Annotated in this window: 12 protein-coding genes; 10 read left to right on the top strand and 2 right to left on the bottom strand. The window is 68.8% G+C overall.

Annotated features, from left to right (window positions below):
* The first annotated feature begins 33 nt into the window (after positions 1 to 33).
* The 3 genes from sucB (at position 34) to ACX80I_RS08635 (ending at position 3597) form a co-directional block, all read left to right on the top strand.
* Complete coding sequence (gene sucB / locus ACX80I_RS08625; RefSeq protein WP_459344697.1) at positions 34 to 1851, top strand: 2-oxoglutarate dehydrogenase, E2 component, dihydrolipoamide succinyltransferase; 1818 nt, start codon at positions 34 to 36, stop codon at positions 1849 to 1851.
* A 216-nt stretch (positions 1852 to 2067) separates the two neighbouring features.
* Entirely contained in the window at positions 2068 to 2499 is a 432-nt protein-coding gene (locus ACX80I_RS08630) for an OsmC family protein (protein WP_459344698.1), read from the top strand.
* A gap of 192 nt (positions 2500 to 2691) precedes the next feature.
* Entirely contained in the window at positions 2692 to 3597 is a 906-nt protein-coding gene (locus tag ACX80I_RS08635; protein WP_459344699.1) for a TIGR01777 family oxidoreductase, read from the top strand.
* Positions 3598 to 3675: 78 nt separating this feature from the next.
* On the opposite strand, the gene ACX80I_RS08640 is transcribed toward ACX80I_RS08635, so the two are convergent.
* Positions 3676 to 5682, bottom strand: coding sequence for a protein kinase domain-containing protein (locus ACX80I_RS08640; RefSeq protein ID WP_459344700.1), 2007 nt, complete (start codon positions 5680 to 5682; stop codon positions 3676 to 3678).
* 135 nt (positions 5683 to 5817) lie between these two features.
* Here ACX80I_RS08640 and ACX80I_RS08645 point away from each other — a divergent pair, with 135 nt between their 5' ends.
* The 4 genes from ACX80I_RS08645 (at position 5818) to ACX80I_RS08660 (ending at position 8873) form a co-directional block, all read left to right on the top strand.
* Positions 5818 to 6231: a hypothetical protein gene (locus ACX80I_RS08645; RefSeq protein ID WP_459344701.1), complete on the top strand. Its 414-nt coding sequence runs from the start codon at positions 5818 to 5820 to the stop codon at positions 6229 to 6231.
* Positions 6232 to 6291: 60 nt separating this feature from the next.
* Complete coding sequence (lipB, locus tag ACX80I_RS08650) at positions 6292 to 7023, top strand: lipoyl(octanoyl) transferase LipB (RefSeq protein WP_459344702.1); 732 nt, start codon at positions 6292 to 6294, stop codon at positions 7021 to 7023.
* A complete protein-coding gene (gene lipA, locus ACX80I_RS08655) occupies positions 7020 to 8021 on the top strand; it encodes a lipoyl synthase (protein WP_459344703.1) in 1002 nt (333 codons plus the stop codon). Before lipB ends, lipA begins: the two co-directional genes overlap by 4 nt.
* A 99-nt stretch (positions 8022 to 8120) precedes the next feature.
* Positions 8121 to 8873 (top strand): DUF4191 domain-containing protein, encoded by a 753-nt coding sequence (locus ACX80I_RS08660; RefSeq protein WP_459344704.1) that lies wholly within the window; start codon positions 8121 to 8123, stop codon positions 8871 to 8873.
* A gap of 90 nt (positions 8874 to 8963) precedes the next feature.
* Here ACX80I_RS08660 and ACX80I_RS08665 read toward each other — a convergent pair whose 3' ends face one another.
* On the bottom strand, positions 8964 to 9401 hold the full coding sequence (locus tag ACX80I_RS08665; protein WP_459344705.1) for an RDD family protein: 438 nt from the start codon (positions 9399 to 9401) through the stop codon (positions 8964 to 8966).
* Positions 9402 to 9666: 265 nt separating this feature from the next.
* On the opposite strand from ACX80I_RS08665, the gene glnA reads away from it, so the two are divergent.
* The 3 genes from glnA (at position 9667) to ACX80I_RS08680 (ending at position 14189) form a co-directional block, all read left to right on the top strand.
* Positions 9667 to 11091 carry a type I glutamate--ammonia ligase gene (gene glnA / locus ACX80I_RS08670; RefSeq protein WP_087073666.1) on the top strand — a complete coding sequence of 475 codons (1425 nt, stop codon included), beginning with the start codon at positions 9667 to 9669 and terminating at the stop codon, positions 11089 to 11091.
* A 259-nt stretch (positions 11092 to 11350) separates the two neighbouring features.
* Positions 11351 to 12007, top strand: coding sequence for an HNH endonuclease family protein (locus ACX80I_RS08675; protein ID WP_459344706.1), 657 nt, complete (start codon positions 11351 to 11353; stop codon positions 12005 to 12007).
* 31 nt (positions 12008 to 12038) lie between these two features.
* Positions 12039 to 14189 carry an acyltransferase family protein gene (locus ACX80I_RS08680; protein ID WP_459344707.1) on the top strand — a complete coding sequence of 717 codons (2151 nt, stop codon included), beginning with the start codon at positions 12039 to 12041 and terminating at the stop codon, positions 14187 to 14189.
* Positions 14190 to 14211: the final 22 nt, after the last annotated feature.

The raw sequence follows: 14211 nt of genomic DNA on the forward strand, positions 1-14211 counted from the left end.
AGGAACGATCTACGAAGGAGAAACGGGCGCATTATGTCTGAATCCGTGAACTTGCCCGCTCTCGGTGAAAGCGTCACCGAAGGCACCGTCACCCGCTGGCTCAAGCAGGTCGGTGACCGTGTCGAGGTCGACGAGCCCCTCCTCGAGGTCTCCACCGACAAGGTCGACACCGAGATCCCCTCGCCCATCGCGGGCGTCATCGAGGAGATCCTCGTCGCGGAGGACGAGACCGCAGAGGTCGGCGCCCCGCTCGTGCGCATCGGTGACGGCTCAGGCAGCGGCGATGCGGGCAGCGGTGATGCGGGCAGCGAGGCCCCCGCGCCGGCAGAGCCCGAGCAGCCGGCCGCGCCCGCCGAGGAAGCGCCGCAGGCCGAGGCAGCACCCGCAGCAAGCAGTGATTCCGACGCGTCCGGCGAGGGCACGGAGGTGACACTCCCCGCGTTGGGCGAGAGTGTCACCGAGGGCACCGTCACCCGCTGGCTGAAGGCCGTCGGCGACGACGTCGAGGTCGACGAGCCCCTTCTCGAGGTCTCCACGGACAAGGTCGACACCGAGATCCCCTCGCCCGTCGCGGGCAAGCTGCAGGAGATCCGCGTCAACGAGGACGAGACCGCAGAGGTCGGCGCGGTGCTCGCCGTGATCGGGTCCGGTGCAGCCGCACCGAAGAAGGTCGAAGCAGCCTCGGGTGAGCCCCTCGTCGCCGCACCGTCCGAGGAGCGCAACGACGCCCCCACGGAAAAGCCCGGCGCCGGCCAGGAAGCCGGGCGGGCCTCCGGCACCTCCGAGCCCGACGACGATGCCAGCGGCGCCCCGGCCCCGCAGCCCGCCGCTGCGGAGGAAAAGCCGTCCGCTCCTGCCGAGAAGTCCTCGACGTCGGAAGACTCCGACGCCTCCGACGTCTCCGCCTACGTCACGCCCCTCGTCCGTCGCCTCGCGAACCAGAACGACGTCGATCTCTCGACCGTCAAGGGGACCGGCGTCGGTGGCCGCATCCGCAAGCAGGACGTCCTCGAGGCCGCTGAAGCCCGGAAGGCCCAGAGCGCGGCACAGCCCGCAGCTGCGCCCCAGGCCGCGTCGGCACCCGCCGCGCCGTCGAAGCCCGCGGCTCCCGCCGTCGAGCCGTCCAAGCTCCGCGGTACGGTCGAGAAGGCTCCGCGGATCCGCCAGACCATCGCCAAGCGCATGCGCGAGTCGCTCGAGGTCTCCGCACAGCTCACCCAGGTGATCGAGGTCGACATGACCCGCGTCGCGAAGCTCCGTGCGGCATCCAAGGACACCTTCCAGGCGCAGAACGGCGCGAAGCTCACCTTCCTCCCCTTCATCTCGAAGGCCGTCACGGAGGCGCTCAAGCAGCACCCGAAGCTGAACGCCTCCTTCGACGAGGAGAAGAAGGAAGTCACCTACCACGACGCCGAGCACCTCGCGATCGCCGTCGACACCGAGAAGGGCCTGCTCGTTCCGGTCATCAAGGATGCGGGCAACCTCAACCTCGGTGGGCTCGCCAAGAAGATCGCCGACGTCGGTGCACGTACCCGCAACGGGCAGATCGGTCCGGACGAGCTCTCGGGCGGTACCTTCACGATCACGAACATCGGATCGGCCGGCGCCCTCTTCGACACCCCGATCATCAACCAGCCGCAGGTCGGCATCCTCGGAACCGGCATCATCGTGAAGCGCCCCGTGGTCATCACGGGGGTCGACGGTGACGACACCATCGCCATCCGCTCCATGATGTACCTGAGCCTCACGTACGATCACCGCCTCGTGGACGGCGCCGATGCAGGCCGCTTCCTGCAGACGCTGAAGGCACGCCTCGAAGGTGGCGCCTTCGAGGCCGACCTCGGCCTGTAGTTCGCCCCGGCTTCGGCCGGCTGCACAGGAGCCGCTTCCCGCCCGGGAGGCGGCTCCTCTGCGTTCGCCCACCTGTCCCGGTCGGGTCGAGCCCGGCCGATCCCCTACCACGGTTAGGGCGAGGGCCTCGGGCGATGGAACTACGTCCTGGGTCTCCCTAGGATGGGGTGAAGTACCGGACGCGACACCCGCGCCCGTTCTACAGCAAGGAGAACCATGGCTACCGTTCGCACAGCCCACACCGTCTGGAGCGGGGACCTCCCCTCCGGCTCGGGCCAGGTAACGCTTGATTCGTCCGGTCTCGGGACCTATGACGTCACATGGAAGGCACGCGCCGAGCAGTCCGAGGGCAAGACGAGCCCCGAGGAGCTCATCGCCGCCGCACACTCCGCCTGCTTCTCGATGGCCTTCAGCCACGCCCTGGGCGAGGAGGACAAGACCCCCGAACGCGTCGAGACGAAGGCGGAAGTCGACTTCCAGCCGGGGACGGGCATCACCGCCATCCGCCTCACGCTCGACGCCACGGTGCCGGGCCTGTCCGAGGAGGACTTCCAGCGCGTGGCGCAGGCCGCCAAGGAGGGCTGCCCCGTGTCGCAGGCCCTGGCCGCCGTCAAGGACATCTCCCTGACCGCGACGCTCCACGGCTGACCCGCCCCACTGCACGACAGGGAAGGACTCCGGACACTGTCCGGAGTCCTTCTGCATACCGCGGTGCACGCCGGCCGCCCGGCAATGGGCCCCCGTGACCGCGACGGCGTCGGGGATCCAGGAGCGCCCGGTGCAGCCTGCGGCGAGGATGCCCCGGTACCCTTCGCCCGGAACAAGTGGTTCGATGGATCCATGCGCATCCTCCTCGCCGGCGCGTCCGGGACCATCGGAACAGCCCTCACCCGCCAGCTCGAGAAGAACCACGAGGTCACGCGCCTCGTCCGCAGGGCGCCGAAGGGCCCGAGGGAGGTCCGCTGGAATCCGTCGGCGGGTGAACTGGATGTCGCGGCCGTCGAGCGCGCCGACGCCGTCATCAACCTGTCCGGAGCCGGCATCGCGGGCGGTCTCTGGACCAGGAGCTACAAGGAGACGCTGTACTCCTCGAGGATCCTGGCGACCCGCACCCTCGTCCAGGCGATGCGCAGGGCCGGCAATCCGCCGGAGGTCTTCATCAGCCAGTCGGCCTCCGGCTACTACGGGGACCGGGGCGACGAGGTCCTCACGGAGGGCTCGGGGTCGGGCGGGACGCTCCTCGCCGACATCTGCCGCCGGTGGGAGGCCGAAGCGCTGCGCGCTCCCGATTCCGTCCGCGTGGTGCTGCCCCGCACGGGCATCGTGATGGCCAGGGACGGCGGGGCGCTACCCAACCTCCTGATCCCCATCCGGTTCTTCGCCGGGACGTCCCTCGGCTCCGGCCGGCAGTGGTGGCCCTGGATCAGCCTGAACGACGAGGTCCGGGCCCTCGAATTCCTCCTCACCGCACCCCTGCGCGGTCCCGTCAACGTGAGCGCTCCGGCACCGGCCACCCTGGACACCATCACGCTGCAGCTCGGCAGGGCGTTCCACCGGCCCGTGTGGTTCCGCGTTCCCGCCGCCATCCTGACATCGGTCGTCGGCCAGCTCGCGTACGAACTCCTGCTCGTGAGTCAGCGCATGGAGCCCCGAGCCCTGACCGGTGCCGGCTTCGCGTTCGACGAGCCCACGCCCGAGGCACTCGCCGAGTGGGTGCGCCGGACCGCCGGGTCGACCGAACGGTAGGCCGGCCGGACGCGCGGCGGGACCCGATCGGCCTTCGGATCGGCACGCGTCGTGCACTCGGAGCGGTTGCGCACCGTGTCACCCCGGAGGGGAGACGACGGAGTGGATCCGCCAGGCGGAGCCCGACTTCCACAGGATGAAGATGAGCTCCTGCTGGCCCGCAGCCATCAGCGGACCCGGCTCGGCGTGCGCCGGCGGTGTCGACGCCGCCCTCTCCGTGTACGACGAGAGCGCGGCCGTCGCCCGGATGAGGGACACCGGCGTGCCACCGGGCGCTCCGGTGACTCCCGGGAGGCTGCCGACCGCCGGCGTCGCTTGGAGGTCGGCCTCGCCCAGCACCACGGGATCCCGGATGTCAATCGAGAGGTCCTGAAGCCTCCGGCCCGAGTCCGCGAGCGCCGCCACGGCCTTCCGGTCGGCTGACAGTGCAGGGGATCCTTCGACGTCGACGGTTGCCAGGACGGCCGTGTCCGCCGTTCGAAAGGCTGATGCCCGAAGATCCGCGAGGCTCCTGAGCGCGGTGACAGGATCACCGGTCAGCAGTGCCCCGGCCGGCGGCTCGGACGGCAACCCCGCTCCCCCGGATCCTTCAGTCCCCACCTGTCCTTCCGATCCGGGGTCGGCTCCCTCCCGGCCCGGCCCCTGCCCTGCTGACGAACCGGGACCTGCGCTCGAACCGGGGCCCGCGCTCGAACCGGGGCCGGGCATCGGGCCGAGAGGGCCAGCGTGCGGTGCGCCGGAGCCGCCCAGTGTCACGGCGATCCCCGCGACCAGGAGCGCGACGGCGGCCAGGGCTGCCGCCACGGCGCCGCGGTTCCTGACCCGGTCGCCCAGTCGGCCTGTCCCGCGGCGGGCAGGGGCGACCGCAGCCGCGCCGCGGAAGGGAACCGGATGCCCGCGCAGGGGCGGTCGGCGTGCATCTCCCGACGTTCCCTTCATGGTGGTTCCACGCCCCCCGATGATCCGCATCCACCCCGGCCGCTGGACGGCAGGGCGTGGGCCTGCGCGCCTCGTCACCAGTTCGGGAAGCACGCTGGTGTGGACTGCCGGCACGAGGTTCACGGGGTCCGGCGCTGCACTGGACAGCAGGATGCGGGCGAAGTGGTCGGCCGTGGGCCTGCGGTCCCGGGTGGAACTCAGTGCATCCTCGATGAGCTGCATGAGCTGCTGGGGGACCTCTGGAACGATCAGGACGAGGGGTGGCCGCTGCTCCGTCGGACCGGGAACCCTGCCCGTCAGGGCGAACCAGGACACGGCCGCGAGCGCGAAGACGTCCGCACCGGAATCGAACGGACCACGCTGCGTCGGATCGAGAAAACCCAGTGTGCCCGCAGTGGCGCCCCTGTCGGATCCGAGCAGCCGCGCCGTTCCGAAGTCCCCGAGCAGCGGCTTGCCCTCGGCACTGAACAGGATATTTCCGGGCGTCACGTCGCCGTGCAGCGCTCCGGCGCCGTGGAGGTGGCTGAGCACCTGCGCAATGGGCACGAGGGCCGTGACGACTTCCGGGATGGGAAGGGGGCCCCTGCTGCTGACGAGGCCCAGCAGTGAACCGCCCGGTGCCAGATCCATCAGCATGCCCGGCCCCTGGTCGGTCCGGACCATGCGGTGCACCCTGAGAAGGTGTTCGTGGGAGAACCGCTGCAGGAGCCGGAGCTCCCGGACTATGTCCTCAGCCCCGACTCCCGGCTCCGGCTGCTCCCCGTCCGCCTCCTGGAGCTGTTCCTCCGTCGACGCGACGGCAGGAGGTTCCGACGCGGATGATCCGGTGAGGGCCTGCGCGACACGACGGCCGCGCCGGACGGATGGTGCGCCCACGGGATGGTTGGATGAACCCTCGCCGGTCCGGGACGGACACGCCACCTTGAGGGCGAACCGCCGGCCGGCGTCGTCCGTCACCAGCCAGACGGCGGAGCACCCGCCCCTGCCGAGCAGCCTTCCCACGCGCAGCCCCTGGACCACAGGCGGTGGCACGTCCTCGGCGGAGGAACGCGACGGCAGTGGACCGGACGGCGCATCCGGCGGGACTTCGCCCGCAGGAGTCCCCCGGTGATCCCCTGTGGGCAGTGACGGCGCGGCCTCGCTCATGCATCAGTTCTAGACCACCGGAGCAGGGCGGCCTGCGTTGTCCACAGGGTCTCCCGCAACTGCTTCGTGCCCGTTGCTTTAGTCGAACATACGTTCTATTTTTAATCCTCAGGCACCTACGAGACAGGCACCGTCATGAAGCCCCTCCCCGACACGACCGGCCCCTGGCGACCGTGCGACGAAGCGGTCGCGCTCACCTTCGACGAGACCGGCGGCTCGCCCGAGCCCTCCTGCCTGCGCTGGCGCGGGTCGCTCTGGCGCGTCGTCGGGCGCAGCCGTCACTGGTCCACCTGGCACGCACTGCCCGTGGTGCCCCTCCATGCCGGGGAGGCGCCGACGACGCGGTGCTTGAGGGCCGACTTCTGGCGGTTCCGGGCACAGGCCGATCCGGTCTCGCCCCTGGCGTGCTTCGAAGTACGGCGGGCCGACCGGGGATGGCGCCTGGTCCGGCGCGACGCGGCGCTCGACGTCGCTGAGCAGTTCGTCGCTGAGCACTTCGTCCCTGGGCAGTACGTTCCTGAGCAGTACGTCCCTGAGCAGTACGGCTAGGCCCCCGGGCGCGGCGGAACCGGTGGGAAGGAACGTCGCGGACGGGATTACGATTGCTCCATGACTCTTGTGCTGTCGCGCGTCGGCCTCGCTCCGGATTACATCGGGTACACGCAGGGCTGGGAGATGCAGAAGGACCTGCATGCAAAGGTGGTCGAGGGCGCCGCGCCCAGTACGGTCCTCCTGCTCGAGCACACGCCCGTGTACACCGCGGGCAAGCGCACCGAGGACCACGAGCGCCCCTTCGACGGCACGCCCGTCGTCCCCGTGGACCGCGGCGGGAAGCTCACATGGCACGGCCCAGGACAGCTGGTGGGCTACCCGATCCTCGCCCTGCGGAATCCTGCACGCGTCGCGGACTACGTCTCCACCCTCGAGGACGTCATCATCACCGCCCTCCGCCACTTCGGCATCGACGGCATCCGGATAGACGGCCGGTCAGGCGTCTGGCTGGCGGCGACGGACGACCGGCCCGCGCGGAAGATCGCCGCGATCGGCATCCGTGTGAAGAATCGGGTCACGATGCACGGTTTCGCCGTCAACTGCAGCAACGACCTCGCGCCGTTCCAGCAGATCGTCCCCTGCGGCATCAGTGATGCCGGAGTCACGTCCATCTCCGCCGAGTGCGGCCGGACCGTGCCTCCCTCGGACGTCGTTTCGCTTATCGAGGCCGAACTGCGCAAGAATGAGGCATTGCTGGTGGCCGAGGACGACGCCGCCCAGATCGGCGCCGCCGGCACTGCCGCCTCCGGCGCCACCCATGGCATCCAGCCAGAAGGAGCTTTACTGTGAGCCTTGCCCCCGAGGGCCGCCGCCTGCTGCGCATCGAGGCGCGCAATGCCGAGACGCCGGTCGAGCGCAAGCCGGACTGGATCAAGGCCAAGGTCAACATCGGACCCGAGTTCGTCGCGATGAAGAACCTGGTGAAGAAGGAGGGCCTGCACACCGTCTGCGAAGAGGCGGGGTGCCCCAACATCTTCGAGTGCTGGGAGGACCGTGAGGCCACCTTCCTCATCGGCGGCTCCGAGTGCACCCGCCGGTGCGACTTCTGCCAGATCGACACGGGCAAGCCGCAGCCGCTGGACCGCAGCGAGCCCTTCAAGGTCGCCCAGTCGGTGAAGTCCATGAACCTGCGCTACGCGACGGTCACCGGCGTCGCCCGTGACGACCTCGCCGACGAGGGTGTCTGGCTCTACGCCGAGACCATCCGGCAGATCCACAGCATGAACCCCGGCACCGGCGTCGAGATCCTGATTCCCGACTTCTCCGGGCGTCCCGAGCACATCGCCGCGATCTGCGATGCCGCCCCGGAGGTGTTCGCGCACAACGTGGAGACGGTGCCGCGCATCTTCAAGCGCATCCGTCCGGCCTTCCGCTACGAGCGCTCACTCGACGTCATCACCCAGGGACGGGACCGTGGCATGGTCACGAAGTCCAACCTCATCCTCGGCATGGGCGAGACGCGCGAGGAGATCTCCGAGGCCCTCCGGGACCTGCACGCCGCAGGGTGCGACCTCATCACGATCACCCAGTACCTGCGCCCCAGCGAACGGCACCTGCCCGTCGACCGCTGGGTGAAGCCCGGTGAGTTCGTCGAACTGAGCGAAGAGGCGGAAGAGATCGGCTTCCTCGGCGTCATGAGCGGCCCGCTCGTGCGCTCGTCCTACCGGGCCGGCCGCCTCTGGGCGCGCGCCATGCGGAAGAAGGGCCTCGAACTGCCCTCCGATCTCGCGCACCTCGACGACTCCGGCTCAGCTTCCCAGGAAGCGACCTCGCTCCTCGCCGGCTGACGCAGGTACTGTCGGGCGCCTACCTCCGCCCGCGGAACCCCAGCACGTCGTCGGTGAACCGGCGGTCATCCTGATCTCATCCCGTAGAATCGAAGTACTATGTCGCACGCAATCGATCCTTCAGGCTCCCCCACGCCCAAACGCCGCCTCTTCTCGCGCAAACCGAAAGCCGGGGCTGCGCCGAAGCAGGCCGGGCGGATGAAGCAGGTTGTCGAAGTCTTCAAAATGACCCGGCGCAACGATCCGAGCGCCGTCTGGTTCATGCTGCTGGCGTTCGTCGGGATCATCGCGCTCGGCCTGCTCGTCGGACTCCTGATCAACAACGTCATCACGCTGATGATCATCGCGGTCCCGCTGGCCGTGCTGGCGGCCATCTTCATCCTGTCCCGCCGGGCCGAACGCGCGGCGTTCTCCCAGATCGAAGGGAAGCCCGGCGCTGCCGGCGCCGCGCTGAGCGTCCTCCGCCGCGGGTGGATCCTGCAGGAGCAGCCGGTCGCGGTCAACCCGCGGACGCAGGACGCCGTGTTCCGGATCATCGGCCGGCCGGGTGTCGTCCTCGTGTCCGAGGGCCCCTCCACGCGGGTCAAGCAGCTCCTCGACGGTGAGAAGCGCAAGATGGCGAGAATCATCCCGAACGTGCCGATCCACGTGATCGAAACGGGCCGCGGGGACCGTCAGGTGCCCCTCTCCAAGGTCCCGAAGACCGTGCAGAAGCTGAAGAAGACGCTGACCAAGCAGGAGGTGCACGCGGTCGACAAGCGCCTGGCCGCACTGGGCACCAAGCTTCCGATCCCCAAGGGCGTGGATCCTTTCAAGGCCCGCCCCGACCGCAAGGCGATGCGCGGGCGCTGACCGCAGGCCGCGCTGACCGCAAGAGCCCCTCCCGATGACGGGAGGGGCTCTTCGCTGTGCGGGATCGGATCTCCCGGAAGGAGAGCAGCGCTAGATACGGAACAGGCCGGTGTTCCGGGCCCGGTCATGGAGACCGCGCTGGTCGGCGTCGATGATGAAGGCCGGGATGACGAGGCAGACGAGCACACTGCGGACGATGGCCGTCAGGTAACCGGCCGGCCTTCCGTCGAGCGTCTGCACCTGCATCCGCAGGAGACGGTGCCCGATGCTGTAGCCGAAGAAACCCACGAACAGGATCTGCTCCACGAGGAAGATGTACAGCGTCGCGAAGCCGTCGTAGTCGAAGAACGCGGCGGAGATCAGCGAGCAGAGAACCCAGTCGATCAGCAGCGCACCGGCCCTGGGCGGGAAACGGGCGATGGACCCGGGCCCCGACTCGGGCCGGCCGAGTCGCTGTCCCGGCCATTGCTGATCGCCCGACGGCGGCGGGCCTTCCATCCACGACCCGATGTTCTTCCTGTTCACCACGCCCCCAGCCTACCCGCGCGCCGCGAGGGTCCGGCCCGGCCGTATTATGCCTTCGCGTTCCCGGGGCCGCTAGGGTGGGAGGCGCAGTTCACGTCATGTAACGTCCCGGAAACAAAGACGACACCAGCGAGAAACTGCCCGCTCATACAGTTGGGACGAGTCGGCGGTAGCGTACCAGCCTGCCAGAGCCCGTGATATCCCATGCGGCGCAGGGACACGCGCTGGCGCCGGTTTTCCCCCAGCCATGCGTTAGGAGCATGAATCGATGTTTAAGAATGCGGACGAGGTCCTCAAGTTCATCGCCGACGAAGACATCAGGTTTGTCGATGTCCGGTTCACCGACCTCCCGGGAGTGCAGCAGCACTTCAACGTTCCCGCCAAGTCGGTCGACGCGGACTTCTTCGTGCACGGCCAGCTCTTCGATGGATCCTCCATCCGCGGCTTCCAGGGCATCGCGGAATCGGACATGCAGCTCATCCCGGATGTGACGACGGCGTTCATCGACCCGTTCCGGACGGAGAAGACCCTCGCGCTGAACTTCTCCATCGTCAACCCCCGCACGGGCGATCCCTACCACCGCGATCCCCGCAGCGTCGCAGAGCGCGCCGAGGCGTACCTGTCCTCCACCGGCATCGCGGACACGGCGTTCTTCGCCCCCGAGGCGGAATTCTTCATCTTCGACAACGTCCAGTACGAGTCCTCCCCGCAGGGAAGCTTCTACAAGGTCGACTCGATCGAGGCTCCCTGGAACAGCGGGCGCGAGGAAGTCGGCGGCAACCTCGGCAACAAGACCCCGTTCAAGGGCGGCTACTTCCCGGTGTCCCCCGTGGACAAGCAGGCCGACCTGCGCGACGCGATCTGCGTCGAGCTGGACAAGGCCGGCCTCGAGGTCGAGCGTTCGCACCACGAGGTCGGCGGTGCCGGCCAGGCCGAGATCAACTACAAGTTCACGACCATGACGCACGCTGCGGACGACCTGCAGAAGTTCAAGTACATCGTGAAGAACGTCTCCGACGCCTGGGGCAAGTCCGCGACCTTCATGCCGAAGCCCGTCTTCGGTGAGAACGGCTCCGGCATGCACTGCCACCAGTCGCTGTGGAGCGACGGACAGCCGCTGTTCTACGACGAGCGCGGCTACGCCGGCCTGTCGGACATGGCCCGCTGGTACATCGGCGGCCTGCTGAAGCACGCCTCCGCCGTCCTGGCCTTCACCAACCCGACGGTGAACTCCTACCGTCGCCTGGTCAAGGGCTTCGAAGCCCCGGTCAACATGGTCTACTCGCAGGGCAACCGCTCCGCCGGTATCCGTATCCCCATCACCGGATCGAACCCCAAGGCCAAGCGCATCGAGTTCCGCGCGCCGGACCCGTCGTCGAACCCGTACCTGGCCTTCGCTGCCCAGCTCATGGCGGGCCTCGACGGGATCAAGAACCGCATCGAACCCGCGGAGCCCATCGACAAGGACCTCTACGAGCTCCCTGCTGAGGAAGCCAAGGACATCCAGAAGGCTCCCGGGTCGCTCGAGGAGGCCCTGCTGGCTCTCGAGGCCGACAACGAGTTCCTGCAGGCCGGCGACGTCTTCACCCAGGACCTGATCGACACCTGGATCGAGTACAAGCGCGAGATGGAGATCAAGCCGCTCTCGCTGCGCCCGAACCCCTACGAGTTCGAGCTCTACTACGGCGTCTAGCAGCAGAACGGGTCGGAAGCGCGGGTAGGCCGCCTCCGGACCGGGTGTGCGCGGAGGGTTCCTCGGATGACATCCGAGGGACCCTCCGTTCGTCGTTCGGCCCCTACCCGGCGGCGAGAAGGGGTGCTGATCCATCCCCGTTCGACGCAGGATGGACCGAATTTCAGCCAAGGCCCGGCATGGCACCCGCCGATGTGTGACACATCGTGCAAAAGTTCTCCTGGCGTTCAAACGGGACGCCATCATTTCGAGGGAACACATGAAGATCTCATCCGGGCTCATTGCCGTCCTGACAGCCGGGCTCCTGTTCACCGGCCTCGCCGCTCCTGCGGAGGCAGGAGTCACCTATGGAACCACTTTCCGTGCAGCCGCGCGCGCTCTGCCCCTCGCGGCCGAGAACAACGCCGGCTATGACCGGGCCCGCTATTTCGGCGACTGGAAAGACGCCGACGGCGACTGCCAGAACACCCGCGCCGAAGTACTCGTCGCGGAGACCAAGGCCGCGATGACCTACACGTCGACCCGTCGCTGCACGGTTGCGACCGGGCGCTGGGTGACGACGTTCGACAACAAGATCCACACCTCCGCGACCACCGTGCAGATCGACCACACGGTGCCCGTGGCCGAGGCCTGGGGATCCGGGGCGAGGAACTGGACCCAGACCCGTCGCGTGGCGTTCTACAACGACATCGGCTACGCCGGCTCCCTCGCAGCCCAGACCACTCTCCTGAACCAGCAGAAGCAGGCGAAGGGCCCGGAGGACTGGATGCCCCCGGCCAACAGGTGTGCCTACGTGGCGCGATGGGTGGTGGTGAAGTCCCGGTGGGGCATGACCGTGGACTCCCGGGAGAAGGCGGCCCTGGTGCGGATCGCTGACACGTGCCCCGCCACGCAGCTGACCATCACGAAGTCCTGACGCGGTTCCTCGAGGCGTCCCAGGAGGACCGATGACCTATCTCGACACGGCTGCCCCGCCGGCCCGACCGCTCGCTGGCGCCCCCTCGACCGCCCGGAGGGCGGACAGGGCGGCGCCACGCACGGACATCCAGGCCCTGCGAGCGCTCGCCGTCTCCTTCGTCGTGGTGAATCACGCCGCACCGGATCTGCTGCCCGGTGGGTATGTCGGCGTCGACATTTTCTTCGTCATCTCCGGCTTCCTCATCACGAAGCACCTCCTGGGTGAGCTGGAACGCACCGGGCGGATCCGCTTCGGTTCCTTCTACGCCCGGCGTGCGGCCCGCCTCCTGCCGGCCGCCCTCGTCGTGTCCCTGGTCTCCCTCGTCACCGCCTGGATCGTGCTCCCGTTCAGCCGGTGGGCCGGTCTCGCGCAGGAGACCCTGGCGGCGAATCTCTACGTCGAGAACTGGGTCCTGGCGCTGAAATCCGTGGACTACTCCGCGCAGACCGAATCCGCGTCCACCGTCCAGCACTACTGGTCGCTGTCGGTCGAGGAGCAGTTCTACCTCGTCTGGCCCGTCCTCCTCGTCGTCACGGTCGCCCTCGCCCGCCGGCAGGGGATCCGCCGCCACGCCCTGCTCGCACTGGTCCTGGGCGCCGTGTTCCTCCTCTCCCTCCTCCTCTGCATCTCCATGACGTTCGCGAGCAGGAACGCCGCCTACTTCGTGACTCCGGTGCGGGCCTGGGAATTCGCGGCGGGATCGCTCATCGCGGTGCGGGCCCTGAGGAGCCGGAGCACCCGGCCCACCCGGCCCTCCCTCGCGGGTGTCGCGCAGGTGCTGGGATACGCGCTCATCCTGCTCTCCGCCGTCGGCTTCTCGGAGCGCACGCTCTTCCCGGGCTATTTCGCTCTGATCCCGGTCGTGGGCACGGTCCTGGTCATCGCCTCCGGCCCGGCATCCCCCTACTGGTCCCCGAACGCACTCCTGGCGGCACGACCGGTGCAGTTCCTCGGGGACATCTCCTACTCGCTCTACCTGGTGCACTGGCCCCTGCTGCTCCTCGTGCCCGCGGGTCTCGGGCGGGAGCTCCAGCCGATCGACACGGCGTTCCTCCTGGTGGGGGCCCTCGTGCTCGCCTTCGCCAGCAAGAAGCTGATCGAGGACCCGGGCAGGACGTCCCTGCTGCCCCGCTACGGTGTCCGCAGGAGCCTGGTCCTGTTGCTGTCGGTTCTGCTGACCGTGGTCCTCCTCGCGACCGCCATGATGGTCGCGGCCGGTGCTGCCGGGAACCGCCAGCAGGCGGCCCTCGAGGCGATCTCGGGCGGTCCCTGTTTCGGCGCCAAGAGCCTCTCGAACGCCGAGTGCGGTGATCCCTTCGGTCCACCGGCGGTCCCGGAGGTGGGACCGGACGAGGCGCCCTGGTTCACCGGCGAGGAGTGCACCGAAGCGAGTGACCCCATCGTGGTGAGTGGCGGTGCCCGCCTGAGTACGTGTGACTTCGCGGGCGCCGACGAGGCCTCGGGTGAGGCATGGCTCGTCGGCGACTCGCACGCCGAACACTGGAAGACTGCGCTCTACGGGCTGGCCCGGGAGTCCCGGTGGCACCTCCAGGAGAGCCTGGTCGGCGGGTGCCCGTACATCGGCGTGCGCCGGACGGAGTTCAACGGGAAGCCCTCGAACAGGGCGTCGCAGGACGCCTGCCTCGGGTGGAGCCAGGCGGTGTCCGACCGCATCGTCGCGGAGAAGCCGGATCTGGTCTTCGCCTCGGCGTTCGGCGCGCGCGAGGTGATCGACGACGGCTCGGGACGGGACCAGGCCAGCCAGTACAGGGACGCCTTCGCCGCTCGCATCAGCACCTGGGTCGACGCCGGTGTGCGGGTCTACGTCCTGCGGGACACTCCCCTCACACTCGACACGCTCGGACCCGACTGCCTCACGGCCAACGCTTCCTCGCCCCGTACCTGCTCGCTCCCTTCGGAGGAGGCCGTTGTCGCTGACCCCCTTGCCGAGGCCGCCCTGGCGATGGACTCACCGATGGTGAAGGTCCTCGACCTGCAGGACCAGTTCTGCCCGGACGGACGCTGCTCTTCGGTGATCGGCGGAGTGCACGTGTACTTCGATTCCAACCACGTGACCAGCACCTACATGCGGTCCCTCACGCCGGTCCTCGCGCAGCGCTTCGCCGAAGCCGACGGGTGAGCGGCGCGAGGATCACCAGGAG

This window comes from Arthrobacter rhamnosi (genome assembly GCF_054510855.1).

What these genes read in the sequence shown, in the direction of transcription:
- ACX80I_RS08660 (WP_459344704.1), top strand. Translation starts at nt 8,121, where the DNA reads ATGTCGCACGCAATCGATCCTTCAGGCTCCCCCACGCCCAAACGCCGC.
- sucB (WP_459344697.1), top strand. Translation starts at nt 34, where the DNA reads ATGTCTGAATCCGTGAACTTGCCCGCTCTCGGTGAAAGCGTCACCGAA.
- ACX80I_RS08630 (WP_459344698.1), top strand. Translation starts at nt 2,068, where the DNA reads ATGGCTACCGTTCGCACAGCCCACACCGTCTGGAGCGGGGACCTCCCC.
- ACX80I_RS08675 (WP_459344706.1), top strand. Translation starts at nt 11,351, where the DNA reads ATGAAGATCTCATCCGGGCTCATTGCCGTCCTGACAGCCGGGCTCCTG.
- ACX80I_RS08645 (WP_459344701.1), top strand. Translation starts at nt 5,818, where the DNA reads ATGAAGCCCCTCCCCGACACGACCGGCCCCTGGCGACCGTGCGACGAA.
- lipB (WP_459344702.1), top strand. Translation starts at nt 6,292, where the DNA reads ATGACTCTTGTGCTGTCGCGCGTCGGCCTCGCTCCGGATTACATCGGG.
- glnA (WP_087073666.1), top strand. Translation starts at nt 9,667, where the DNA reads ATGTTTAAGAATGCGGACGAGGTCCTCAAGTTCATCGCCGACGAAGAC.
- ACX80I_RS08680 (WP_459344707.1), top strand. Translation starts at nt 12,039, where the DNA reads ATGACCTATCTCGACACGGCTGCCCCGCCGGCCCGACCGCTCGCTGGC.
- ACX80I_RS08640 (WP_459344700.1), bottom strand. Translation starts at nt 5,682, where the DNA reads ATGAGCGAGGCCGCGCCGTCACTGCCCACAGGGGATCACCGGGGGACT.
- ACX80I_RS08635 (WP_459344699.1), top strand. Translation starts at nt 2,692, where the DNA reads ATGCGCATCCTCCTCGCCGGCGCGTCCGGGACCATCGGAACAGCCCTC.